This is a genomic window from Moorena producens 3L (genome assembly GCF_000211815.1).
GTDB classification, from domain to species: domain Bacteria; phylum Cyanobacteriota; class Cyanobacteriia; order Cyanobacteriales; family Coleofasciculaceae; genus Moorena; species Moorena producens.
The window spans coordinates 33,427-56,247 of record NZ_GL890969.1 but is presented as its reverse complement, the minus strand read 5'-3'; the positions used below and the strand labels follow the sequence as shown (position 1 = coordinate 56,247).

Sequence of the window (22,821 nt, the reverse complement as noted above, 5' to 3'; positions counted from 1 at the left end):
CTAGTAATTCCGTTACAACTGAGGTGGTAATCCTACCTCCTTCGGTTTCACAAACTTGCCCTCAAAGCTGATCGCTTGATCTTTGCTAACACTCCTGGCATTAGCTACAGCTATGCGCAGTTGAGCACGTTCCATACGCTCTGTAACACCACCCAAAAGATATAACATCACTTTGCAGGCTAACTCTCGTCCAGAAACTAGTACTCGCTTTCGATTTGGCTCATACAAAATGCCGTACCAAGGGGATTGTGGGTGATCTATCTGACTAAAGCCACCCGAACCATCGTATTTTTGAAGTTTCTCGAAGATGGTTTTGAGAGAGAAATCCTGGTTAAATACTAGAATACCCAAAGCTTGAACTAGGGCGATTTGTCCTACTGGACGGAATAGCATGTTTCCTTCTCCTCCACCCCTTTCATGGTTAAACCGACGCAGTTGAGGTGTTTCTTTTCCATGTTCGAGCTTTTGATAGCTGGGTAAACTAGCTAGATAGTCGAAAAGCTCTGTCAATGTCTTAGTTCCCATCTCTAGCTCTTCATCTTCAGGACGCATGGGAATTAGACCTTTCTCACAAGGTTTCCAGTGAGGGAATTGGTAGCCCAAATACAGCTCAGATATATGTTTGAGAGCTTGTAAAGTAGTCAAGACTGTTGACTTAGCTGAAACCGTAGCACTATCCCAATTAACCCGAGGATTACGATTTTCCATCTCCCTCAGCAGAGGATGACTCATGGCAATTTTTCTAGCAACGATTGAGAAGCCATCGTCTTCATTGAGCAACGCTAGTTGTCCTTTGCTCAACCTTACTGCCATCAGGTTAACGTGAGCAAAGATCGAGCGGATGCGTCGCCGTGCTTCTTCACGAGTTTCTCCCTGAACCACAGCAGGAATGAACTCAATACCAATTTTTTCTGTGGCTAGACTTTGCAGATAACCTGGCGAGATGTGATACTCCTCCATCAAGTCATCAACTGTAATCAGGGAGCCGATTGGCTTTTTGCCTTTGCTATATTTCTGGAGCGTACCGATTTTAATCAATTCCATCAGAGCCTGGATTCCCATCAGTCGATGCTGACCGTCTAAGGCAAAAATTGAAACATGGTCTGAAACATCAAGCAGTCCGACTGTGCCATCTTTATCTAAACTGGTGAACTCAGCTGCCGACTGGAGAGCGCGTTGATTCTTATCCCAGTGAGCAGCCTGGGCATTATCTACCCAGCCAGAGCTAAGCACTACCAGGACTGGGGGAAACTTGTGAGTTTTGCGGGCTGCTAGATATTGAGCCAGAGCAGCTTGACGTGACCAATCAAGAGGACGCTGCTGAAGCGCTTCTATAGTATCGGCATCTCTGACGATATTGTTCGTTTGTTGATCAAACTTTTGCTGAAATAGCGGCAGTTGGGAAGCGTAGCGAACCCGAATCGCTAACCATTCCAGAGTGACTGAGCCAATAAATGCCTCTGTAGTGCCCATGTGAGTTTTCTGCACCAAGATTTGATCGTTTCTAGCCAGATGCCTATCGAGCAATAACGCCAGCGCCTGTCGATCTTGGTTTTCTTGTTCAAGAATTTGCTTGGCCAGGTCATTGGGATGATTTGCACTTTTGATCACCATAGTTTTAAACCCATAATGCTGCGTTGTAGAAGCTATCGATAAATAGTAAGCATTCAGCTATCAGCTATCAGCTATCAGCTATCAGCTATCAGCATTTAGCTATCAGCTATCAGCTATCAGCTATCAGCTATCAGCATTTAGCTATCAGCTATCAGCTATCAGCTATCAGCTAATGCGCTACCTCCCAGCGTCGAAGCCTGTGCCACGCTACTGTTCGCACAGCGTGCCCGTAGCGCAATCGGTGCTTTTGAATAAAATATAGCGTTTCTAGGATTTATGAGGTACGCTTTTCAACCTCAAAGTCCCCCTTGATAAGGGGGATTTAGGGGGATCCCTTTGTACCTCATGGCATAGAGAATTGCTATAAGCTGTTCCCGTAGCATGAGCCTTTAGCTGACGGCTGACCGCTGATGGCTGTTCGCGTAGCGTGCGCGTAGCGCATATGCTTACGATAAATATTTTTAAGACTAGCACAAGTTTTTAAGGATCAAATTAGCTTATTTCCCTATACTCGGGCTTCGATAGAGTAAAACTATTAATCATACCATTTTAGGAAGAAAAACGTTAGATCCACTGTCAAGAAATTTTATTCAAAACTTGGGATAAGCTCGAAAAAAGGACTAATCTGTCAAGCCTTGTCTTAGCAGAGAGTCAGCACCCCGCTCTTGCCTAGAGGGGGTTTCCCTACTCCCGTGAAGTCAGATGAATCAGGTCAAACTCTCAGAAAATAAGCCAAAAAATCGCACTGTGGCTGAGCTGGTGGAAGAGATTACTGCTCTAACCACTGAAATTCAACAGTTATACTGCTTGGATGCAATTCCCTGGGTTATAGGGTATAGTGGTGGCAAGGATAGCACCGCAACTCTACAGCTGGTATGGAATGCGATCGCAGCTCTGCCACCAGAACAGCGAACTAAGACTATCTATGTCATCACTACAGACACGTTAGTAGAGAATCCCATTGTTTCAGCTTGGGTTCGCAATTCCCTAAAACAGATTAAGTTGGCAGCTGAAGCTCAAGGATTGCCCTTTGAACCCCATCTCTTACAACCGGAGGTTAAAGAAACCTACTGGGTAAGTTTAATTGGTAAAGGTTACCCAGCTCCACGGGGTAAATTTCGCTGGTGTACTGAACGTTTGAAAATTAAACCCTCTAACCGTTTTATTCGGAATGTTATCCGATCTAGTGGAGAGGCTATTGTTGTTTTAGGCACTCGCAAAGCTGAAAGCCAACAACGGGCAAGACGGATGAAAAAAATGGAAGCTAAACGAGTACGTGCTCGTCTAACTCCTAATATGAATTTACCAAACTCCTTGGTTTATAGCCCCATTGAAGATTGGCAAAATGATGAGGTTTGGCTCTATCTCATGCAATGGCAAAACCCCTGGGAATACAGCAATAAAGACTTATTTGCTATGTATCGAGGGGCTAGTGCTGATAACGAATGTCCATTAGTTGTGGATACCTCTACTCCTAGTTGTGGTAGCTCTCGTTTTGGTTGCTGGGTTTGTACACTGGTGAGTCAGGATAAATCCCTGACAGCAATGATTGATAATGACGAAGAAAAGGAATGGCTGGAACCTCTACTGGATTTGCGCAAGGAGTTGGAGCCTGGAGAAAACCGTGAGCGACGAGATTTTAGACGTAGCAATGGTAATGTCCAACTGTATGAACGGAATTTAGATGGACAAATATCTGTTGAGCCGATTCCTGGTCCTTATACCAAAGAAGCACGGGAGTATTGGCTGAGGAGATTGCTTACTGTTGAAACTGACGTTCGTCAGAATTGTCCAGAAAATATGGGGGACATCACGTTGATTAGTAAAGAGGAACTTAGTGAGATTCGTCGCATCTGGCTAGAAGAAAAACACGAATTTGATGATAGTTTGCCCCGCATCTATGAAGAAGTTACTGGCGAACCCTTCAAAGACATCCGTCCTGGCGCTGAAAATCGTTTGCTTGGTGGTGATGAGTGGCAGGTCTTAGAAGAAATCTGTGACAATGATGCTATGCATCTCGAACTAATGGCAAAACTGCTAGACACAGAACGCCAGTATGTGACTAGGTCTCGTCGTATTGGGATCTATGAGGCTTTGGAGCGGTGCTTTGACACTAGTTCTCGGTCTAAAGAAGATGCGATCGCTAATGCTCACTTGAAACGAGATTTAAAAACAGCTGCTGATGAAGGGGATGTTGACACTGTCAAGCAGCTGGCTTGGGCAAACTTGAAATTTCCAGTCCACAATTCGTAATCATTCAAACTAGAGTAACTTATGATCAAGGCTTTGGATAGATCTAATCAGATATTAAATTTTTGGTTTGGTAAGCCGGATGACGCAGATTATGGTAAATCCCGCAAAGTCTGGTTTACTAAGAATCCAGACTTTGACCAAGAAATGCGATCGCGTTTCCTCGACATCTATCAACAAGCGGTGGCTGGGGAGTTAGATAACTGGCAAACATCACCCTATAGCTGCCTAGCGCTAATTATCCTATTCGATCAGTTTCCTCGTAATATGTTTCGGGGTCAACCCCAAGCTTTTGCCACTGACTCCAAAGCCTTGTCTACTGCCCAGTATGCTGTTGATCGAGGCTTTGACAAAGAACTCTTACCAGTTCAGCGGTGGTTTATCTACTTACCCTTTGAGCATAGCGAAAATCTCGAACATCAGCGCTACTGTGTTGAATTATTCTCGACTCTTAAGGATGATCCCGATAGTGCCAGTACAATTAATTATGCCTATCGTCATCTAGAAGTGATTGAACGTTTTGGTCGCTTTCCCCATCGTAATAAAATCCTTGGTCGGATTAATACTCCAGAAGAGGAGGAATTTATAAAGCTGCCCGGTTCATCATTTTAGGGTTAATTATCGAACGTTAACTCTGAACGGTTTCACTTTCGACGATTAACAGCAAATATAGCGTTTATCATAGTTATGAGGTACACAGGATTTTTTCTATGTTCCCTATTACCTAATCTCTATAATTCCAAAGGTACCTCACCTATTGAAAAAATGCTATAAAGGCCAATAAACAGTTATTATTTTGTGGTTCTCGATCTATGTATAAACTTTGTAATCAACTTCGTACTTGAGAAACTGGTGATTTTCCTTGAACTTGTCCTAGAAAACTTTGGACCCTATCTCGGGCGTCAGGTAATCAATCTCTGTCCAAAAAGGGATGATAACTCTCGACCTATTATTCTAGTCGGTGGTATGAATGGTGGTGGCAAAACCACTATGATGGATGCGATTCGTCTGGCTTTATATGGACACCGCGCTCAATGTTCCACCCGTGGCAATTTGAGTTATAGCGACTTTCTAACTCAGTCAGTCAATCGCAATGCCTTACCTATTGACAACACCCGAGTGGAATTAGTTTTTGAACATATCGAGAACGACCAGCCCATGGAGTATCGGATTGTACGCAATTGGACAAAAAAACCGAAAGATGGTAAGGATAACTTAGGCATTTTAGAGGGAGACTGGCTGGATTCTGCCCTAACCAATACTTGGGACGAGTACATTGAAAATCTCTTGCCCTTAGGAATATCAAACCTATTTCTTTTTGATGGGGAACAGGTTAAAGAACTAGCAGAAGTGGAAGCACCACCCCCGGTTGTTGTGGAAGCGATTCGATCATTACTTGGTCTAGAACTTGCTGACCGCTTAGCCATTGACCTTGATATTTTAGTGACGCGCAAACGTAAATCTATGGCGAATCAACAGCAACTGTCTAATTTAGAAGATATCGAAAAAAAGCTCTCCTCTCAACAATCAGACTATGAACTAGCTAAACAAGAGTTAGCGATTACTCAAGAGCAGCTAGAACAAACCAGAGAAAAACAGCAACAAGCGTTTGATAAATTTGTCTGTGATGGTGGCAAAATTGCAGCCCAACGGAACCAACTAGAGAGTCAACTCCATAACTACAATACTAAAGCTGAACAAATTCGTGAACAGATGAGGGAATTAGCAGCTGGTATTTTGCCTCTATCGTTAATTGAACCCCTACTCACCCAAGCTCAAGCTCAAGCAGAAAAAGAATCGCGGGCATCACAGGCAAAACTAGCTAGAGATATTTTACAACAGCGTGATCAACGTCTGATAGATTTATTGACTGCTCTGAAGTTGCCTGCTAAAAAATTTGATAAAATTAAAGCGTTCTTGGGAAAAGAAAATCAACAAATAGAGCAAGAGGCTGGAGAGGGTAAAGACGCTTGGTTAGGAGCTGAGGAAGAAATGTTTCATTCCCTAACTAATCTCCTGACTTACTACCAACCAACTCAAAAGCAATTAGCTGAAGAGCAATTAGTTAAGCGCCAAAATCTGGAAGCAGATATTAATGCCACTAAAAGACAACTAGCAACAGCTGCTCCTCCGGAATCCTATCAAGAACTCGAAGATGCACTAAAACAGGCACAAACGGAATTGGCTCAAGCTCAAGCAGCTTACGAAATCGCCAAACGCCGCTGCGATAAATTAGGATATGCGATCGCACAAACTAAAAAAGACTTAGCCAGGTATGGTGAAGAAACCATTGACCGCAAAAATGATCAGCATATGCTTACAGCATCTGCTAAAGTCCAACAGAGCCTTAAGGTTTTCCGGGAACAGTTAACTCTAAGAAAACTGAATAAATTAGAGCATGAGGTAACCGAATGCTTCCTCTATCTCCTCCATAAATCTGACCTAGTCCATCGAGTTGCCATCGACACCAACAACTTCAGCTTATCCCTGTACGACCTACAAGGAAAACTTGTACCGAAACATCGTCTATCCGCTGGGGAAAAGCAATTATTAGCGATCGCATTATTGTGGGGACTCGCCCGTGTTTCTGGACGTAATCTACCCGTAGCCATTGATACCCCCCTCGGACGATTGGACTCATCCCATCGTAGCAACCTAGTGGAACGTTACTTCCCCGCCGCCTCCCATCAGGTGATTCTGCTGTCTACAGATACCGAAATTGGTAAGGTCGAAGCTAAACAATTACGAGACGCTGATGCGATCGCACAACAGTATTTGCTAAATTATGACCCAGCAAAACATCGGACAACCGTGGAATCGGGTTACTTCTACTCAGAACAGGTCACGGCATGACCATAAATGTTGTTGACTTTGCATGCAATTTGTCTTGGAGTGCTTCTGGGACAGGGTCTAACGTAATCCTGTATTCTCCTTCTTGCTCCAAGGTAATGCTAGGGCCTGGTTGATAGGGCTGACTAGGATCCGCAGTAGGATCCAAACCCACCCTCGGATAGTTACAAGAATCGTCTTCCCCTGGTATAGGATCACAAGGGTAATAGACAACTGGACTTTGTAAATCGACCATGAGTTGTTTTTGGTTACCATCTGGTAGGTAGACAGTCATTCTCAACGGAATCGGCTCTAAGATATTGACAGGCTCGCTAACAGCTTTAAAAGCGAATTGGACAGTTTCCCCAGCAGTAATTGCTTTGTCTGTATTTGGGACTAGCTGGATGGTAAGAGGTTTTGACAGTAACTGTGGTTCTTCAACTAACTCTTTTGTATTATTATAGCAGCCAGCAGTAATCAATAACGGGCTAATCAATAGGGCAATGGCGAAGACAGTTTTACGAATGTACATGGAGGTAAATCCCATCGGTATTTGCTATCAAAGACGCCAAGTTGCCCTAAAAAGTTCTAGTGACTGCTGAGTACTGATAGCTGAATCTTGATATTCAGATGGCTATAGTTGTACATCCATTAAGGTTGCCAAAATATCACCACTTTGGGCAAATACCAAGGTATTATTTCCGGAAACAGTAAAACTGAGTTCATTATTTTGGAAGACATCTTGACCTGATTGGAAGCCATGAATAGTAACTGCTCCCTCACCCTCTAACAGCAAAAACTCGTCAATACCACTGCCAGCGAAAACAGTATCATTCCCGATGCCAGCACTAATAAAATTATTGCCAACTCCGGCAAAAATTAAATCATCACCGAAGCCAGTCGTAATTTGGTCATTACCACTGCCAGCGTAGATCGTATTGTTACCGGATTGAGCATCGATCAGGTTATCTCCCTCTCCTGCGAAGATAACATTATCACCAAATTTAGTAGTAATTGTGTCATCCCCAGTGCCCATGTAGATGATATTGTCACCAAAGAGAGTAGTGATAACGTTATCCCCCTCACCAGCAAAGATTTCATTATCCCCCCTTTCCGTAAAAATTGTGTCATCCCCAGCACCAACAAAAATCTGATTGTTGTCACTTTTAACCAGGCTGATTTGGTTATTCCCCTCCCCTGCAAAGATTAAATTCTCATTACTTTCAAAGACTGTAATCACATCATCGCCAACGCCTGTGTAGACAGTATTATTGCTGCCCATACCTAGGCTAACCCGATCACCCTGATTGCCTTCATTGGCGAAGATGGTATTATTCCCCCCTTGGAAAACGGTAAGATCGTCCTTGCCAGTGCTAGCGAAAATAGTAGTGTTACCACCGCTAGCTGAAATTATGTCGTCACCCGGTGTACCGAAGATTGTTTTCATGATCAAAAGCACGCGAAACAGTTTCGAGAATGTTACAAGTCATCGCCCAAGCTGGCGTTGTAGGAGCGCAAAGCTTTTAGCCGCTACTAATTCCCATGACAAGAATTACAGCGCCAGCATTAGACATTGATCACTTTTTTAGTTGAGTAGTAGTAAACAGCAAAATTTTTATTCTACTGAAAAAATTTTAGGTGAAAACCCATAGAGCTTGATTAAATGTATAATTAACTAGGTGAAGATTAATGTAAAGATTCAATAAAGATCAACGTCAGATAAGACGATCACTTAAGGTAAGTAAATTCCCTTCTACCTTTCACCTTTAACCTTTTCCCAAAAAGGGTGAAGCAATATTTGAATCAATAGTTGAAGCAATTAAGCATTAATTTATTCATGCAACCGCCAATAAACCAGATCACACTTTCCCAAACTGCCAAAGACCAACTGATTAAACTCAAACGTCAAACCAAAATCCCTCAGTGGCATGTTCTTTGTCGCTGGGCAATCTGCCGTTCCCTCGCCGAACCGACAATGCCCTCTCCGGTTCCCATACCTGCCGATAGTAACGTCGAACTCACTTGGAGCGTTATGGCAGGAGATATGGCTGATATGCTCCTGATTGCTCTCAAACAACGCTGCCATAACGATGGCTTAAGTTTGGAACAAGAAACCCTAGCGAATCAGTTTCGCCTTCACCTTCATAGAGGTATTGGTTACTTAGCAGGGGATACCACTATTAAAAAAATTGAGGATTTGATTGCCGTGGCTGTTATCAAGGATGAAATATGAAGTGTGAAGGATAAAGTGTGAAGTATGAAGTCTTACTTAGCACTCAGTACTTAGCACTCTTGGACTCAGTACTCAGCACTGAGGATTCACAACTATAGTGCTCAATGCGGTGCGTTCCCGTAGCGGCTCTTCGAGAACATCGCTTTTTCTGATGCTGCAAGGAACGATTTGTCCGCAATCGATGGATCAGCTGCACACTCAACCAATAACTAACCACAGCACAGACCAACCCAACCGCGAAACAACCAACGAACAAGGTTAGGATAATTTCTGACCCCAATTCTGTAAATTCCTGCCAAGATTGGAAACTCACATTAGCCAATTCATCCTGGTTCAGTAGCCATTCACCGACGTGAAAGTTGAATGCAAAAATCGGTACATAAGTCAAGGGATTACTAATCCAAGTTCCAGCAGTAGCAGCTATTTTGTTACCTCGCAATAGTACCGCCAGCAAAATCCCTATAATTAACTGGAGACCAAACAGCGGAAAGAACCCAGCAAACACACCACATGCTAAACCTCGTGCGATCGCTTCTGGTTTTCCTTGCATACGAACTAAGCGCCAATATATGTATTTTAGGCGTCGTCTAAAAGTTCCCCTCGGTCTGATCGACTTTCGTTTACCTAGCTCAAGGGGTTTGGTGGCTGAGGGTAAAGGCTGTGGGTAGCTTGACAGGGATTTTCTAGACATTTTCGCAAATCAATCAGCAACCCTCTAGCAACTGGGGCAGATTATTCTGGGGCAGATTATTAGTCAGCAGCTAATCTTTACTGTAGCGGAAAATCAGCTTCAAGGGCTAAAGCCAAAGGCCAAAAGGGGAAATAAAGCTGCAAAAATCTCAATAAATTCTATGCAAGCTTGTTGCCTTTTACCTTGTGCCTTTTACCTTGTGCCTTTTACCTGACTACCATGGCTACGAGGATCATCTTGATTCGTTATTGTAATTGATAGGGAATCGTCAATATCCGAAACCGTACCACTAGCTTGGCTATAGGGTAATGGCACATGGGTTACTATTGCATCTAAGTTAGCTTCGAGTACTTGACGGGGTTGTTCTCCAATAGTTTGGGCGATCACTGTGCTGGCTTCATCAAAAAACACAAAATGAGGAATACCATCTACTCGATACTTGACCAATTCTGGTAACCACTTGCTGTTATCCACATTCAGCATGACAAAATTGACTTTGGTTTTATACTGCTGTTTCACTTCACCCAAATCCTTTGCCATGGCTTGACAGCTGGTACACCAGTTGGCATAAAACTCCATCAAGGTTGGCTTGCCATTGCTCAGTGCAACCTCTAGAGGGGTAGATGCTTCGGCTTGGGCTTCCAAGGAACCGAGACTAGTCTCAGTTTTTAATCCCAAGAATAGGGCAATACCCAGTGCGATCGCTACTAGGGCAATTAAAAAGTTTCTGATCCGGCTGCCACTAGTGGGTACTGAAGGGGAGGATGATGGTGTAGTTGAGTCTGGTGAATTAATAGCCATCTTGCTACAACTTTCTTGGTACAACTTTATAATTGTTTACATTTTACAACAACAAGACTTAGGCACCAACAGCCTTAAAACCCGGTTTCTCGTTATAAATCCAGCAATAGTAGGGTTTGGGGCGTAACTTCTGAGTAACTTAGAAGTAGATTAGATTCAAACGTTTTTTGTTGACGGTTGACGGCTGACTGTTGACAGTGAACTGTAAACAAGTGCAAATGTTACGTTTATTTTTACTGGCCTACTGATAAAGTTTGACAAATCACAATGAAAAAACGGGTAACCCTGACCTTTCCCCGACGGGCGATTCAGATGCCGGTGGCTTACCGACTGGCAAAGGATTTTAATGTGGCTGCCAATATTATCCGGGCCCAAGTTGCTCCCAATCAAATCGGCAAACTTGTGCTAGAGTTATCTGGCGACATTGATGAGTTGGATGCTGCGATTGAGTGGATGCGGACGCAAAACATTGATGTTTCCCTGCTAAGTCGCGAGATTTTGATTGATGAGGATAGTTGTGTCGATTGTGGCTTATGTACTGGGGTTTGTCCCACTCAAGCCCTGATTCTTGAGCCAGAGACATTCAGACTGAAGTTTAAGCGATCGCGTTGCATTGTCTGTGAGCAGTGTATCCCCACTTGCCCTGTTCAGGCCATTTCTACAAATTTTTAAGATTTCAGACGCCTTAAGCTATTGCCCAACAACCCTGTCTTCAGGCACACTTTCAGATAAAATCAACTAAATATCAACCCCAAGAGGAGCCCTCATGAACCCAATTATTATTCTTATTGTAGCTATACTTGCAGCAGCCGTTGTTGGGGCAATCGTATTTTTTGTACTGCAAAATAAACTGGATTTTCTATCCGAACAAACCGACAGAAAATTAGAAGTTTTTCAAAATAAGTATGAGACTAGGGTACAACAAAGTTCTCAAGCTCTGCAAGAAAGTTATCGAGAGCAGTTAAATCATAAAATTGCCGAAGTCAAACAGCAGTTAGAGTCTAGCCCTGCTCCTCCTGCCCAATCTTTACAGGAAAATTATCAGGCTCAGTTAACCGAAACCACTAATGAGCTGAAGCAACAACTTGATGCTAGTCTTCTGGAAACTGTCCAATCCTCGGAAGCAAGATATCAAGAACAATTGACACAAGCTACCCATCAGTTAAAGGAAGAACTTGAGTCTAATTTTCGCCAAGAGCTGCAATCTGCTGCTGCTCCTGCCGAATCTTTACAGGAAAATTATCAGGCTCAGTTAACCCAAACCACTAATGAGCTGAAGCAACAACTTGATGCTAGTCTTCTGGAAACTGTCCAATCCTCGGAAGCAAAATATCAAGAACAATTGACACAAGCTACCCATCAGTTAAAGGAAGAACTTGAGTCTAATTTTCGCCAAGAGCTGCAATCTTTGGAAGCGAAATATCAGGCTGATTTAGAGTTAGCCCATCAAAAAATTGCTGAATTAGAACAAGCTCATAAATCCCCAATACCAGACGAGGTTAATAACCTAGATGAAACAGAGGAAACTTCAGCGCAAACTGGTAATGAATTAGTCGAATTATTACAAGAGGCAGAAACAAATCAAGACGAGCCTCAACCAGTGGTCAAGGACGAAATGTTGCCTGAGCCGAGTCAGCCAGAGCAAACAATGCTGACAGAAACCCCAAGTATTACTGATCAGTCCAGCCAAAGTGATCAGGACTTGGATGAAACCATAACTGCTTTGGGAAATTATGCTCAAGCCAGGGATATTCCCCAGTTAAGTAAGTACATCAATCATCCTGAAAGCCTTATTCGGGGCTCAATTGCATCAGCCTTGGGTAAAATTGCTGCGGGTCTTGGACTCAGAGCCGAAATTCAACAGGCCATACCGCTGATCGGCAAATTGATTCAAGATCCCCAACCATCCGTGCGACAGTCTGCTGTTGAAGCCCTGAGTAATATTAAATCTGAAAAAGTTATACCCTTGCTTGAAAGGGCATTAAGGGATCCAGATAGTAATGTGGTTAAATCCGCCAGTGCTGGGATTAGTCAGTTTAAGAGTTATCGGCGAACTCCTAAGCCCAAACCTGCTCAGAAGACTGTAAAGCCCTCTAAGCCTTAACGAGTGCTCTAATCGAAAAGCATAGCCCAAAACCCTAGGGATGTGGGGATTGATCACCCTTTCTCGGGAGTCAACCCCCATGATTGAGTCCCACTCTCACCGATACTCCCTTGAAAAAAGGGGGCTGGTATCCTGCAGGACTTCTAGCTTGTTTAGTCAGCGTCGCTTTCAATGTGGATAAACAAAAGTCCCAAAACTACAGTAGGCATAACTAAGCCTATGAAGGGGACTAGCATCGTTGGTAAGAAAGAAGCTGCGTATGCGCCTGTCATATCTTATTTTCCTATTTGCCTATTAATACAGTAACAAGTTGAACCTTTTACCACACCAACCCAATTAAGAATGGTGTTGGTTGCCGGTTTGATCTCAAGCAAGCCTCTACCTACCTAAGTAAGTCTCGGTCTTACACTGCCGAGCCAGGGCTTTGCTCTATATTTAAAGAGCCAGCACTGTTATCCAGATGACTGGAACACGGCAGATACCCGCTTACTAGAGGGGTAGATTACTATCGATTTTTTCGACAAGTTAATCCTATCACGCTTCAGGACTATGAAATACCAAGATCTACCTCGGAATTTCCCATACAACCTGTGGCAAAAACCTGATGATTGCTTCTGCCCTTGCTGAGTCTTTGATAGAGTCAATTCTAATCAGTCTGCCATCCCTCTATTGACATCAACACCTGTCGTTGACCTAGACAAAAGCACACAACTCCATTCAATTTGGGTTAACTTCCCGTTTCACCTCGTAGCATGGGAGGGGTTATCCCAACCTGCCCTTATACCAACGACCCAGTTTCTTCAATGGCTCAGATTACTGGAAAGTTTATGCCAGTCGGATAATTATTAAGATTTTTAACAAAAGTTGACCGAAATTCTTTACAAAAATTAATTACTTTTTGTTACAAAAACCAAAGAGACTGAAAGGGGGTTAGTCATCAAAACCCTTGGTTTTAGGTGATTACAATGGTTTTACAAAGGTTATATTACGGTAAAGAACTAAAGCTAAAATTTTTGCCATTGACTAAAAAGGTTAATAAAAAGAACAATATCTCGTATAATTCGTTACGAGAGGATGCGCTTCTCAGCGACGATTACTCGCGCTGATTCTTTCAGTTCCTTTTCTCCCCCCTAAAGTATGATTACTCAAGGGGTTTATCCGATTTGATAGGAGATAAATTTACAATGACGATGGATGTAATTAACCATGGTGGAGATCCCCAAGTGGGTAATCTAGCCACCCCAATTAATTCCTCTGCTTTCACAAAAGCTTTCATCAACAACTTGCCAGCCTACCGTCAAGGGCTATCAGCCAATCGCCGGGGTCTAGAAGTTGGTATGGCTCATGGCTACTTTCTGTATGGACCGTTTGCCTTACTAGGTCCGTTGCGTGGGACAGAGTATGCCAGCACAGCTGGTTTACTGGCAACAGTTGGCTTAGTGGCTCTTCTGACAGTTGCTTTATCTATTTATGGAGCGGCTGGCTCCGGCAAACCTAAGGCAACATTGACCACACCCAATCCACCAGAAGACTTAGGAACTAAAGAAGGCTGGAGTGAATTTGCCAGTGGTTTCTTCCTTGGTGCTTGTGGCGGGGCAGTTTTTGCCTATTTCCTATGCCTGACACCTCATCTAGCGCCACTGCAAAAGATTGCTAGTGGAGTATGGTCCTCTTAACTCTGACTGGAGACAAGAGTTTCTGATCGCGCAGGGTCGGCGAAAGCCGATAGCTAAGCAAGAGAGTAAGGTTAGTGGACAGTTACTAAAAGTGTCATATAGTCTACCAAAATCTACTAAGGTTCGGTAGACTATAGTGATGGCACTAATACCACTCCGTAAGGCGGTCGAACTGACGGGACTTTCCAAAAATACTCTTCGGAAATATGCCGACAATGGCACGATCAAATGTGAACGAATCCCAAGCGGCTACCGGCTCTTTGACACGGAAAGCTTACTCAGCCTCGGAAAAGTACCCATGGCTCAAACTGCTACTATCTGTTACTGCCTCCTCAGCAGCAGAAAACAGTGGGATCACCTTGATCGACAGGTCGCTGATCTGCATTCCCTGTACCCAGAAGCGGAAATCATCCAAGACATCGAGTCAGGTCTCAACTACAAACGCAAAGGGCTTAAAACCATACTGGAACGACTTATGCGGGGCGATAAGCTCACAATTATTGTTGCCTGTAGAGACAGACTTACCCGGTTTGGGTTTGAACTCTTTGAATACTTGGTTAGAAGTTACCGTAAGAGTAGTGCAGCCTTTATAGTTGGTAAATTATGCAGCATAGGGTAAAGGTTTTGTAGTAAGGCTGCACTACTCTAAGGTTTCATCTCCGGTCAGTCTCAACGGTGGAAAACTCGTGGTTCTCAACGACACTAAAAGTTGTCTAGAATGAGAACTTACCGCCGCTCGCGAACCATGACCAAAGGTCAATCTTCTGTCCATCATTCACGTCTTCTCTTGTAGAGTCCACGGACAATGAAAGTACGGTTCAAAAATCAAAGAAGATCCGACTATTCCTAAACGCTGATCAACGTGCAACTATTCGCCAGTGGTTTGGAGTGTCCCGTTATGTGTTTAACAGAACCGTCGAAATACTTAAGGATGGCGAGGTTAAAGCTAACTGGAAAGCCATCAAAACTGACATCTTAAATAGCCTCCCTGAATGGTGTAAGGAAGTCCCTTATCAAATTAAATCTATAGGGATTAAGGATGCTTGCACTGCGGTAAAGGAAGCTAAAAAAAAGTACAATAAAAGTGGGCAAATTAATCGAGTTCGTTTTCGTTCTAGGAAGAACCCTTTTCAGTCTTGCTACATTCCAAAGTCGGCTGTTTCAGTCAAAGGTATTTATCACACTAAATTAGGTAAATTAACCTTTGCTGAAACACTACCGGATCAGATCTGTGACTGTCGATTAACTAGCACCAATGGGGACTATTACCTGGTAGTTCCCCACAAAGTAACTAGAAATAAAACCGAGAACCAAGGTAAGGTAGTTGCTCTTGATACCGGTGTCAGGACTTTTTTGACATTATGAGCGTGAAAATTATGTAGGCAAGATCGGCCATGGTGACTTTTCCAGAATTCAGCGTTTATGCCACCACTTGGATAATCTGATCTCAAAAATCAGTAAGGCAAAAGGTAAGCAGAAACGTCGAATGAGAAAAGCGGCTAGACCGATAGTTATTAGAATACAGAATTTAATCAACGAGTTGCATCACAAAGCCGCTAGGTTTCTGGTAGACAACTTTGATGTAATCTTACTTCCAACCTTTGAGACATCTCAAATGTCAAAACGACAAGATCGGAAGATTCGATCAAAGACCGTTCGCAATATGCTCTCCTTTGCTCACTACAGGTTCAAAGAGTTCCTCAAGCATAAAGCATTTGAAACGGGTAAAACTGTTGTTGATGTTTGTGAAGCCTATACCAGCAAAACTGTTAGCTGGAGGGGTGAATTAGTCAAGATCGGCGCGAGTAAAATCATCAAGTCAGGAATTGATGGCCAAAAGATGGATTGACCAAAGGTCACGCTTCGCGAACGAGATCTAAATGGCGCTCGTGGAATATTTCTTCGTTCGCGCAGCGTGGCCTACGGCCATGCTTTGGTAGATACACCCTGGGTGAGAAATCACCTTGCATTGGCGAGCTAAGGTCTGCCTTTGGTAGACTTTGGTAGCTAAAAAGTATCGGAATTTTCTCAAACCAATTATTAATTAATTAAATGACTTTAGCCGAATTAAAACCTGGAAAGCTTGCCATTATCGAGAAAGTTCAGATAGGTTTGCAAGTCGAAGGTCTCGCCAATCGACTAGAAGCAATTGGCATTATTCCTAATCGACAGGTACAAGTGTTGCGCTCAGCCTGGTTTGGGGGACCGTTGCACATTCGAGTTGGTTCCACCACAGAAGTAGCTATCCGACGGCAAGAAGCTAGCATGATTCTAGTTAACCCTGTGAAGGAATAGTTAGCGGTTAGCGGTTAGGGGCGATTTTAGCAGTAAGCTATCGTCCCGTTCCCTGCAGGGGCGCGCCTAGCTGATAGCTTACTGCTCAAAGTCTAAACAGCGGATAGCCTCTAGTAAGCCTCTAGCTTTATTGAGGGTTTCTTGATATTCTTTTTCTGGGTCAGAATCTGCTACCAAGCCAGCACCAGCTTGCACTGACACGGTATGTTTACCAGAACCACATGGGCGAACTACCATAGTCCGGATTGCGATCGCACTATTGAGCTGACCTTCAAAATCGTACCAGCCATAGACACCCGAGTAAGGCCCGCGACGTTCTGGTTCCAGTTCCTGAATGATTTCCATTGCCCGAATTTTGGGGGCTCCACTCACTGTCCCCGCAGGGAAACAAGCTTTCAGTAAATCCCAAGCTGTTTTACTAGCATCCAGCTCCCCTACTACATTGCTAACAATGTGCATGACGTGGGAGTAGCGCTCAATGAGCATCAGTTGATCCACTCTGACTGTACCACTCTTGCACACACGACCCAGGTCATTCCGACCCAGGTCAACCAACATAATGTGTTCGGCAATTTCCTTTGGATCTTCGAGTAACTCCTGAGCTAGAGCTTCGTCTTCTTGAGGAGTTTGACCCCGACGTCGAGTTCCAGCAATTGGTCGTAACGTTGCCTGGATTTTTTCCTCTGGGGAAGCTGTTGCCTTAACCATTACCTCTGGGCTAGATCCAATGATTTGCCAGTCCCCAAAATTAAAATAAGCCATGTAGGGGGAGGGATTAATCAGCCTTAGGGAACGGTAAAGGGCAAAAGGGTCACCTTTGTATTCTGTCGAGAGGCGCTGGGATAATACGACCTGAAAGATATCCCCAGCTCGGATATAGTCTTTCGCTTTTTCGACATTAGCGCAAAACTGGGACTTGTCTGTATTGCTTATATAAGACAGTTCTTGAGTACCACTATTTGGAGGTGTCCATGGGAGTACTGTGTCCTTACCTAAGAGCTGCCCTTGCAGTTTGTTGACCAGAGTACGAACGCGATCGCATGCTTTTTGATAGGCTGCCTCTAAATCTCCTTGGGCCTGTCGTAAATCAGCATAAGCGATCACCCAAATCTTACGCTTGACCTGATCAAAAATAATCAGGTTGTCCACTTGCATCCACAATCCATCGGGCAAGTCATTGGACTGTAGAGGATAAATTGGCACACGGGATTCACAAAAACGAATTAACTCATAACCCCAGAAACCGAACAAACCCCCAATTCCTGGCGGCAATTGGGGTAAATTTACAGGTTGATAGGATTTCAGACAATTCCCTAAGGTTTCAAAGGGGTCTCCCTCAAATACTGTTACTGACCCATCCCGGTTGGTCTGAGTCGTGCGATTTCCCCTAGTTTCCAATACCCACAGGGGGTCACAACCAAGTAAACTGTAACGTCCCAGATTTTCACCACCTTCTACCGATTCCAACAAGAAGCTGTAGGGTTGACCAGCACAGACCTTATACCAGGCAGAAACTGGCGTTTCTAAATCCGCCACCCACTCCTGGGTTACCGGTACAAAATTACCTTGTTGAGCTACGGTTGAAAATTGGGAAAAATCTGGGAAAATCATGGTCTTTCTCAGCTCAAGGTTGAAAATTCGGCAAACAGCTGAAACTGTTGGTCACAACGTTCAACTTTTTCCCCTTTACCTTATCACTGATTAATTAAACCTCGTAAGCTGCCTTCCCACTGAACTTGATAGTTGCAGGTTCTGGGTTGCTGCCAATATTGCGGTCTATTTTCCCTGCATAGGGACGCCCTTCGTTGACTTTCTCTGGGAATACCCCATCTGCAGGATGCAGAAACTGGATTTCACCATTGGGATAAACCCGGTAAATTTTATAGTCTTCGATTTTGGGCTTAAATTTCGTCCGCAGTTGGGTTCCCAATGCCAGACACTGTTCCTTACGAGCTAAGTAGAGCAAGTTTTCCCCTTCATTCATGATGGCAGCCCCACCAGTAGGCATTTCAAACACTTGCTCTTTTGAGCTTGTCCAGGTGATAGCGTATTTTTCTTCAACTTCAGCTTTGGTCAGCAATCCGCCAGTGCTACCACCAAATATGGGAGTTTGTCCCGTCAGTTCTTCTGCCATAGTTTTTTTCTCGTGTCTATAAATAAGGCATTCAAGGGAATGCTATCATCGACTTCATACCTGTCTGGCTACTTTGTCAAGAACTGTAACAGTTCTTTAGCTATTCGTGATTTTAGTCATTGGTCTTAGTGATTGGTCTTAGTGATTGGTCATTTGTGATTTCTTCTGCCAAGGGACTTCCGGCTGATGACAAAGGAGCTATTACAAACAAAAACAAGCAACAACACACAAAATAAGCCCTAGTTACCCGTCAAGGCAATGACATGAGGCTACCAACACCACCCTACCCTGATCGTTGTGGAAATTTTGCCAACCTTAATTTTCTTTAACTGAAATACTCCTATACTTGCCTATCTGGTAATTTTGGGCTTATCACCAATCCCAGCCTCATCAATCCCAGCCCTGGCTATTGGTAATGGTCAATTATTGGCTTAGTTGACACTCTCCGCCCGCTTATGGACGGGGATTCTTAGTTCCTCGACATGCCTTAAAATTAGCTATCCGTCAAAGGCAATACTTAAGCCAAATATCCGTTTAAGAACCAAATACCTAGCCTAATTTAACTAACCCCAGTGGGCTTATCTCCCTAAGCGTTGAGTTTCCTCAGTTTCCGTGTGCCCCACGGTACTTTTTATCTTTTAAGGTTTACTTTACTGGTTTGCGGTATTTGTTAGGATCCATACGTTTTTAATGAGGTTTTTCGCGCCTCAGGTGCTAACATCGCTTTACGTCGTGAGGTTATGACAGTACCGACGAATCCTGTCTGTGTTAGGCCACTCTTCTATTCTAGTAATTTTATTAAAAGCCGTCGAACGAAGGACGGGGCTTGAGACCCATTTTTTTTGTCAAAGAGCCCGCCTTTGGGCATCAAGCCAGCTTTGCTACTGGCGGTATCTGCCTCGGCCAATTAAATCAGAAAATTAAATCCGGCAATTAAATCAGAAAGGGAACCGACGACTGGCCGTGTTTCGTCTCGGTTCCCTGACTGGTTCGCTCCTCACACATCCGTAAATATACCGAAAACTTTCTGGATTTGTCAACCCCTTTGGCAAATTTTTTTTTTCGGTCAAAGTTCACCTGGTGCAAGGACACCTAGTTGGTCTTCTAGAAGCGATCGCAAGACTACTTGAGTTACTCCCACTAATCCTAACCTTGCTTGAGCCAGCCTAGGGGTCTGGTGTTTCACCTCCCCCCAAATGCGACAGCTACGGTAGAACTGCTCAAAAGCATTGCTCACAGAACTTGCCAATTTTAGCCAATGCTTTGATTCAGTTCCACTAAAGTAGTCTGTCAAGTCCATGATTTGACCAATCAAAAGTCTTTCTGCTGGATGGACCAACTGTATAAGCGGCTGCTTTGTTCCTTTTCCTAAGTCGTCTTTTAACCAGGGAATTGGATATGGCACAACTATGAGTCCCTTAGAGGTTTTCAAGTCCATACTCTGAATCTGGATTAAGCCCTGGCGATGAGCCAAGCCCAGGAGTGAGCAGCAACGAGCATGGGCATACTGAACTCTAAAGATCTTGGAAGTATCTTGTGAGAAGAGTGCTGAGTGCTGAGTGGTAAGTTCTAAGTAGGGCAAGAGATTCTTTTGACCTTGTTGAGGGCGAAAGCTAATCAGGGTGTCTGTTGAAGGTTGAATCCAATCTTGTAACCAAGTTGCTAACCCCTGATCTGTCAGCCAAAAATTAATCCAGCCTGGGGGAGCTACTTCAACCTCGAATTCGATCAAGTTTTGTTTCCCAGCATCTTGAGTTATGGTTGGCAAAGATACAGTTAACTGATGAGCAATGGCGAGAGGACTTTGCTGCATGGCGCGAGAAAGCTTGAGAGCGATCGCTGAGCGATATGCTACACCAGTATTATCTGAGCACCTTTCTAAAGGAATCGTTTCCAATATCAACTGGGGAATACCAGAATATACTATTGCTCTCGATATCTGTTGTTGTAATCGGGTACTCAGAGCAGCAGAATTACCTGACAAATTTACGCGCCATGAGCTACTTCTCAAGGTATTTTTTGTTACTTTGGACTCCATGTAAGATCTAGATAAACTTGTGTATCCATCAGGCTCGGAGCTTATGTATTCACCATCCGACCCATTAGAGGCATCCCGACCCTTTGTAACTTGGCAAAGGATCTTAGATTGGGGACAGGAACACTACCGTTATAGGACGTTTAGCAAAGATGAGCGGATTCCTACCCGTCCTGGGTTGTTGTATTTGGTAGAGCGGGGGGCAATCCGTTTGGTGGGTACTTCTCAAGTCAGCGCTAGCCCCAATTTTTCTGGAGCTCAATGCTCCCATCAGAATATGGAAGAAGCGTTTTTAGGATTCATTGGTGCCGGTCAGCCCTTTGAAATTGTTGCCCTTTCACCCTTCACACTTCAGGCTTACTCCCACGTTGAGCAAACTGCTGTGGTATGGATGTACTGGGATGACTTAGACAACTGGCCACACTTCCGACGGGAGATCTTAGATGCATTTAGGCTTCAGCATCAACGCAAACTCCTCTGGCTGAGTACCTTAGGACAGCGACGAACCATTGATCGGCTCTTGGGATTTCTCATATTATTGGTTGAAGAGTTCGGGGAACCGTGTGAACAAGGTTACTGCTTACCATTTCCCTTAACTCATGCACAAATCGGTAGTGCCATTGGCTCCACCCGCGTGACTGTCACTCGGTTGATAGGAAAGCTTCGCCAACGGGGAATCATCAACACTCAGAAGGATAATTTAATTTGCTTATCAGGTGACTCAGTACCTAAGATAACTCCTAATTAGGTACACTTGTAGATGCTTGTGTTCGAGTAATTGCAGTGGAAATCTAATTTACTGCCAAACTGGCAACACAGCCATGCTAAATTCCTTTTTAATAAATATATACCTAACAGATCGCACAAATCAGCCATCCTGTGCCGTAATTGATGATCAGCTTGGTTGTGCTGTGAGGGGTAACACCCTTCACAACACAGCCAGTTTTTTTATATAAATGTTTTTATGGCAATGGGTGTAATGGTGTTTCCAAATTTCCAAATTTGAGGGACAAAGCGATGCAGCGCTACTGGCTGCTCCGTTCGCGTTTGGCCGTAGGCCACGCGGGGCGCGAACGCGCCCCGCGTCGGGCAAAGCCCGAAATTGCTATACTTTGCCCACCCTACTTTAATTGGTATTTTTTTTTACACCCAAGTCCCTAACCCGATTTGCGCTTACCTTAACTTCTGAGTATTTGCTACCAAACTTTCAGCAAATTTATCGAAGCGCTCGGAGAGTTTTTTATCCAAAAGCTTGCCATCTTCACCAAAGGCTTTCCAAGCCTGACCAATGGCAATCTGCTCTGGAATCACCCAACTATGTACCCAGCGCATAATTATCCGTAGGTCATTGAGAGCGTTACTATTAGACTGACCCCCCAATACACTAATCAAACCGGTAACTTTCCCTTCGAGATGTTCAAAACTCATCAAATCTAGGGCATTTTTAAGTACACCACTCACACCACCGTGATATTCCGGTGTTGCCAGAATTAAGCCATCGGCTTGCTTCACGGTTTCCTGTAATCGGGTGACATCTGGATAGTCTGGATAGTCACTATCACCAGTGCAAAATGGTAATTGCATCTGACGCAAGTCGAGGATTTCAGTGGATACACCATTAGCTTTCACTCGGTCTATAGCATGCTCTAGAGCCTGATAGCTATAGGATTCAGGACGTAAACTACCACTAATTCCAACAATGTTCACCATCTCACTAACCTCTGTTTAACTATAGTGCTGATTGCTGAGTGCTTAGTACTGAGTACTGATTGCTGAGTGCTTAGTCTGGTTGACTGTCAACCGTCAACCAAGCTGAGTGCTGAGTGTTTCAGTAGGTTAGGTGCGCTTTCCCATTAAGAATTAAATTCGCTATAGGTGCGCGCCTCCAAGGGCGCGAGGGATTGCTCGCGCCCTTGGGTCGCACCTTCGCGTCGCACCTTAAGTTGTGATTTTTTGTCGTGAAAGCTACCAATTATCAAGGAAAGCCAATTTTATACGTAGTCGTTATGACTACGTATAGTCTAGCAAGTTGGCAGCAACTTTGTCAAACTCCTGTTGTAGCAGATCGGAGTATGTCGATCATGACCGCAACGATAAATTCGACCATCATGCTTTGACCGATAAGGCATAGGTGGGCTTTCCGCATCTAATTATTAAAT

At 43.9% G+C, this 22,821-nt stretch carries 23 protein-coding genes and 1 pseudogene; 13 read left to right on the top strand and 11 right to left on the bottom strand.

Annotated elements, in window-relative coordinates; all coding sequences use genetic code 11:
* Positions 1-12 precede the first annotated feature (12 nt).
* On the bottom strand, positions 13-1,614 hold the full coding sequence (locus tag LYNGBM3L_RS28205) for a DGQHR domain-containing protein (protein ID WP_008189444.1): 1,602 nt from the start codon (positions 1,612-1,614) through the stop codon (positions 13-15).
* Positions 1,615-2,316: 702 nt separating this feature from the next.
* On the opposite strand from LYNGBM3L_RS28205, the gene dndC reads away from it, so the two are divergent.
* The 3 genes from dndC to dndD all read left to right on the top strand — a co-directional run bounded on the left by dndC (position 2,317) and on the right by dndD (position 6,717).
* The gene (gene dndC / locus LYNGBM3L_RS28200; protein ID WP_008189442.1) at positions 2,317-3,867 is read left to right on the top strand and encodes a DNA phosphorothioation system sulfurtransferase DndC; all 1,551 of its coding nucleotides are present in this window, start codon (positions 2,317-2,319) and stop codon (positions 3,865-3,867) included.
* A 21-nt stretch (positions 3,868-3,888) separates the two neighbouring features.
* Positions 3,889-4,476 (top strand): DUF924 family protein, encoded by a 588-nt coding sequence (locus LYNGBM3L_RS28195; protein ID WP_008189439.1) that lies wholly within the window; start codon positions 3,889-3,891, stop codon positions 4,474-4,476.
* Positions 4,477-4,716: 240 nt separating this feature from the next.
* On the top strand, positions 4,717-6,717 hold the full coding sequence (dndD, locus tag LYNGBM3L_RS28190; RefSeq protein ID WP_008189437.1) for a DNA sulfur modification protein DndD: 2,001 nt from the start codon (positions 4,717-4,719) through the stop codon (positions 6,715-6,717).
* Here dndD and LYNGBM3L_RS28185 read toward each other — a convergent pair.
* A complete protein-coding gene (locus LYNGBM3L_RS28185; protein WP_044495160.1) occupies positions 6,707-7,240 on the bottom strand; it encodes a hypothetical protein in 534 nt (177 codons plus the stop codon). The two genes, dndD and LYNGBM3L_RS28185, sit on opposite strands and share 11 nt — an antisense overlap.
* Positions 7,241-7,327: 87 nt before the next feature.
* Positions 7,328-8,140: a calcium-binding protein gene (locus tag LYNGBM3L_RS28180; RefSeq protein WP_008189435.1), complete on the bottom strand. Its 813-nt coding sequence runs from the start codon at positions 8,138-8,140 to the stop codon at positions 7,328-7,330.
* Between the two features lie 390 nt (positions 8,141-8,530).
* Here LYNGBM3L_RS28180 and dndE point away from each other — a divergent pair, with 390 nt between their 5' ends.
* Entirely contained in the window at positions 8,531-8,926 is a 396-nt protein-coding gene (dndE, locus tag LYNGBM3L_RS28175; RefSeq protein ID WP_008189434.1) for a DNA sulfur modification protein DndE, read from the top strand.
* A 43-nt stretch (positions 8,927-8,969) separates the two neighbouring features.
* On the opposite strand, the gene LYNGBM3L_RS28170 is transcribed toward dndE, so the two are convergent.
* Both LYNGBM3L_RS28170 and LYNGBM3L_RS28165 read right to left on the bottom strand, forming a co-directional pair.
* Positions 8,970-9,617: a DUF2062 domain-containing protein gene (locus tag LYNGBM3L_RS28170; protein ID WP_081431929.1), complete on the bottom strand. Its 648-nt coding sequence runs from the start codon at positions 9,615-9,617 to the stop codon at positions 8,970-8,972.
* Between the two features lie 192 nt (positions 9,618-9,809).
* Positions 9,810-10,418, bottom strand: a complete 609-nt coding sequence (locus LYNGBM3L_RS28165; protein ID WP_008189429.1) for a thioredoxin family protein — start codon at positions 10,416-10,418, stop codon at positions 9,810-9,812.
* Between the two features lie 267 nt (positions 10,419-10,685).
* Here LYNGBM3L_RS28165 and LYNGBM3L_RS28160 point away from each other — a divergent pair, with 267 nt between their 5' ends.
* Both LYNGBM3L_RS28160 and LYNGBM3L_RS34355 read left to right on the top strand, forming a co-directional pair.
* On the top strand, positions 10,686-11,090 hold the full coding sequence (locus LYNGBM3L_RS28160) for an NIL domain-containing protein (protein WP_008189427.1): 405 nt from the start codon (positions 10,686-10,688) through the stop codon (positions 11,088-11,090).
* Between the two features lie 94 nt (positions 11,091-11,184).
* A complete protein-coding gene (locus LYNGBM3L_RS34355) occupies positions 11,185-12,522 on the top strand; it encodes a HEAT repeat domain-containing protein (protein WP_008189425.1) in 1,338 nt (445 codons plus the stop codon).
* A gap of 152 nt (positions 12,523-12,674) precedes the next feature.
* On the opposite strand, the gene LYNGBM3L_RS37275 is transcribed toward LYNGBM3L_RS34355, so the two are convergent.
* On the bottom strand, positions 12,675-12,794 hold the full coding sequence (locus LYNGBM3L_RS37275; protein ID WP_071986957.1) for a photosystem I reaction center subunit VIII: 120 nt from the start codon (positions 12,792-12,794) through the stop codon (positions 12,675-12,677).
* 912 nt (positions 12,795-13,706) lie between these two features.
* On the opposite strand from LYNGBM3L_RS37275, the gene LYNGBM3L_RS28150 reads away from it, so the two are divergent.
* Together LYNGBM3L_RS28150 and LYNGBM3L_RS28145 are read left to right on the top strand one after the other, a co-directional pair.
* Positions 13,707-14,198, top strand: coding sequence for a photosystem I reaction center protein subunit XI (locus LYNGBM3L_RS28150; RefSeq protein ID WP_044495154.1), 492 nt, complete (start codon positions 13,707-13,709; stop codon positions 14,196-14,198).
* Positions 14,199-14,337: 139 nt separating this feature from the next.
* Positions 14,338-14,817 carry a recombinase family protein gene (locus LYNGBM3L_RS28145; protein ID WP_008189421.1) on the top strand — a complete coding sequence of 160 codons (480 nt, stop codon included), beginning with the start codon at positions 14,338-14,340 and terminating at the stop codon, positions 14,815-14,817.
* Positions 14,818-14,838: 21 nt separating this feature from the next.
* Here the strand turns inward: LYNGBM3L_RS28145 and LYNGBM3L_RS49055 are convergent, their stop codons facing one another.
* Positions 14,839-14,973, bottom strand: a complete 135-nt coding sequence (locus LYNGBM3L_RS49055; RefSeq protein WP_267872107.1) for a hypothetical protein — start codon at positions 14,971-14,973, stop codon at positions 14,839-14,841.
* Between LYNGBM3L_RS49055 and LYNGBM3L_RS49570 the strand changes: the two are divergent.
* The 4 genes and pseudogenes from LYNGBM3L_RS49570 to LYNGBM3L_RS28135 all read left to right on the top strand — a co-directional run.
* A pseudogene (locus LYNGBM3L_RS49570) lies at positions 14,958-15,074 on the top strand (RNA-guided endonuclease TnpB family protein); the annotation flags it as partial. The gene LYNGBM3L_RS49055 and the pseudogene LYNGBM3L_RS49570 overlap by 16 nt on opposite strands.
* 24 nt (positions 15,075-15,098) lie before the next feature.
* Complete coding sequence (locus LYNGBM3L_RS47970) at positions 15,099-15,563, top strand: hypothetical protein (protein WP_008189419.1); 465 nt, start codon at positions 15,099-15,101, stop codon at positions 15,561-15,563.
* A 121-nt stretch (positions 15,564-15,684) separates the two neighbouring features.
* Positions 15,685-16,047: a zinc ribbon domain-containing protein gene (locus LYNGBM3L_RS47965; protein ID WP_229414748.1), complete on the top strand. Its 363-nt coding sequence runs from the start codon at positions 15,685-15,687 to the stop codon at positions 16,045-16,047.
* 203 nt (positions 16,048-16,250) lie between these two features.
* Positions 16,251-16,493, top strand: a complete 243-nt coding sequence (locus LYNGBM3L_RS28135; RefSeq protein ID WP_008189415.1) for a FeoA family protein — start codon at positions 16,251-16,253, stop codon at positions 16,491-16,493.
* A 78-nt stretch (positions 16,494-16,571) separates the two neighbouring features.
* Here LYNGBM3L_RS28135 and trpE read toward each other — a convergent pair whose 3' ends face one another.
* From trpE to LYNGBM3L_RS28120, 3 genes are all read right to left on the bottom strand, one after another.
* Complete coding sequence (gene trpE / locus LYNGBM3L_RS28130; protein WP_008189413.1) at positions 16,572-18,104, bottom strand: anthranilate synthase component I; 1,533 nt, start codon at positions 18,102-18,104, stop codon at positions 16,572-16,574.
* Positions 18,105-18,198: 94 nt separating this feature from the next.
* The gene (locus LYNGBM3L_RS28125) at positions 18,199-18,627 is read right to left on the bottom strand and encodes a photosystem I reaction center subunit II PsaD (protein WP_008189408.1); all 429 of its coding nucleotides are present in this window, start codon (positions 18,625-18,627) and stop codon (positions 18,199-18,201) included.
* A gap of 1,066 nt (positions 18,628-19,693) precedes the next feature.
* Positions 19,694-20,638 carry a DALR anticodon-binding domain-containing protein gene (locus LYNGBM3L_RS28120; protein WP_161603198.1) on the bottom strand — a complete coding sequence of 315 codons (945 nt, stop codon included), beginning with the start codon at positions 20,636-20,638 and terminating at the stop codon, positions 19,694-19,696.
* A gap of 70 nt (positions 20,639-20,708) precedes the next feature.
* Here LYNGBM3L_RS28120 and LYNGBM3L_RS28115 point away from each other — a divergent pair, with 70 nt between their 5' ends.
* Positions 20,709-21,410 (top strand): Crp/Fnr family transcriptional regulator, encoded by a 702-nt coding sequence (locus tag LYNGBM3L_RS28115; protein WP_008189404.1) that lies wholly within the window; start codon positions 20,709-20,711, stop codon positions 21,408-21,410.
* A 425-nt stretch (positions 21,411-21,835) separates the two neighbouring features.
* Here the strand turns inward: LYNGBM3L_RS28115 and LYNGBM3L_RS28110 are convergent, their stop codons facing one another.
* Entirely contained in the window at positions 21,836-22,372 is a 537-nt protein-coding gene (locus LYNGBM3L_RS28110; protein ID WP_008189403.1) for an NADPH-dependent FMN reductase, read from the bottom strand.
* Positions 22,373-22,821: the final 449 nt, after the last annotated feature.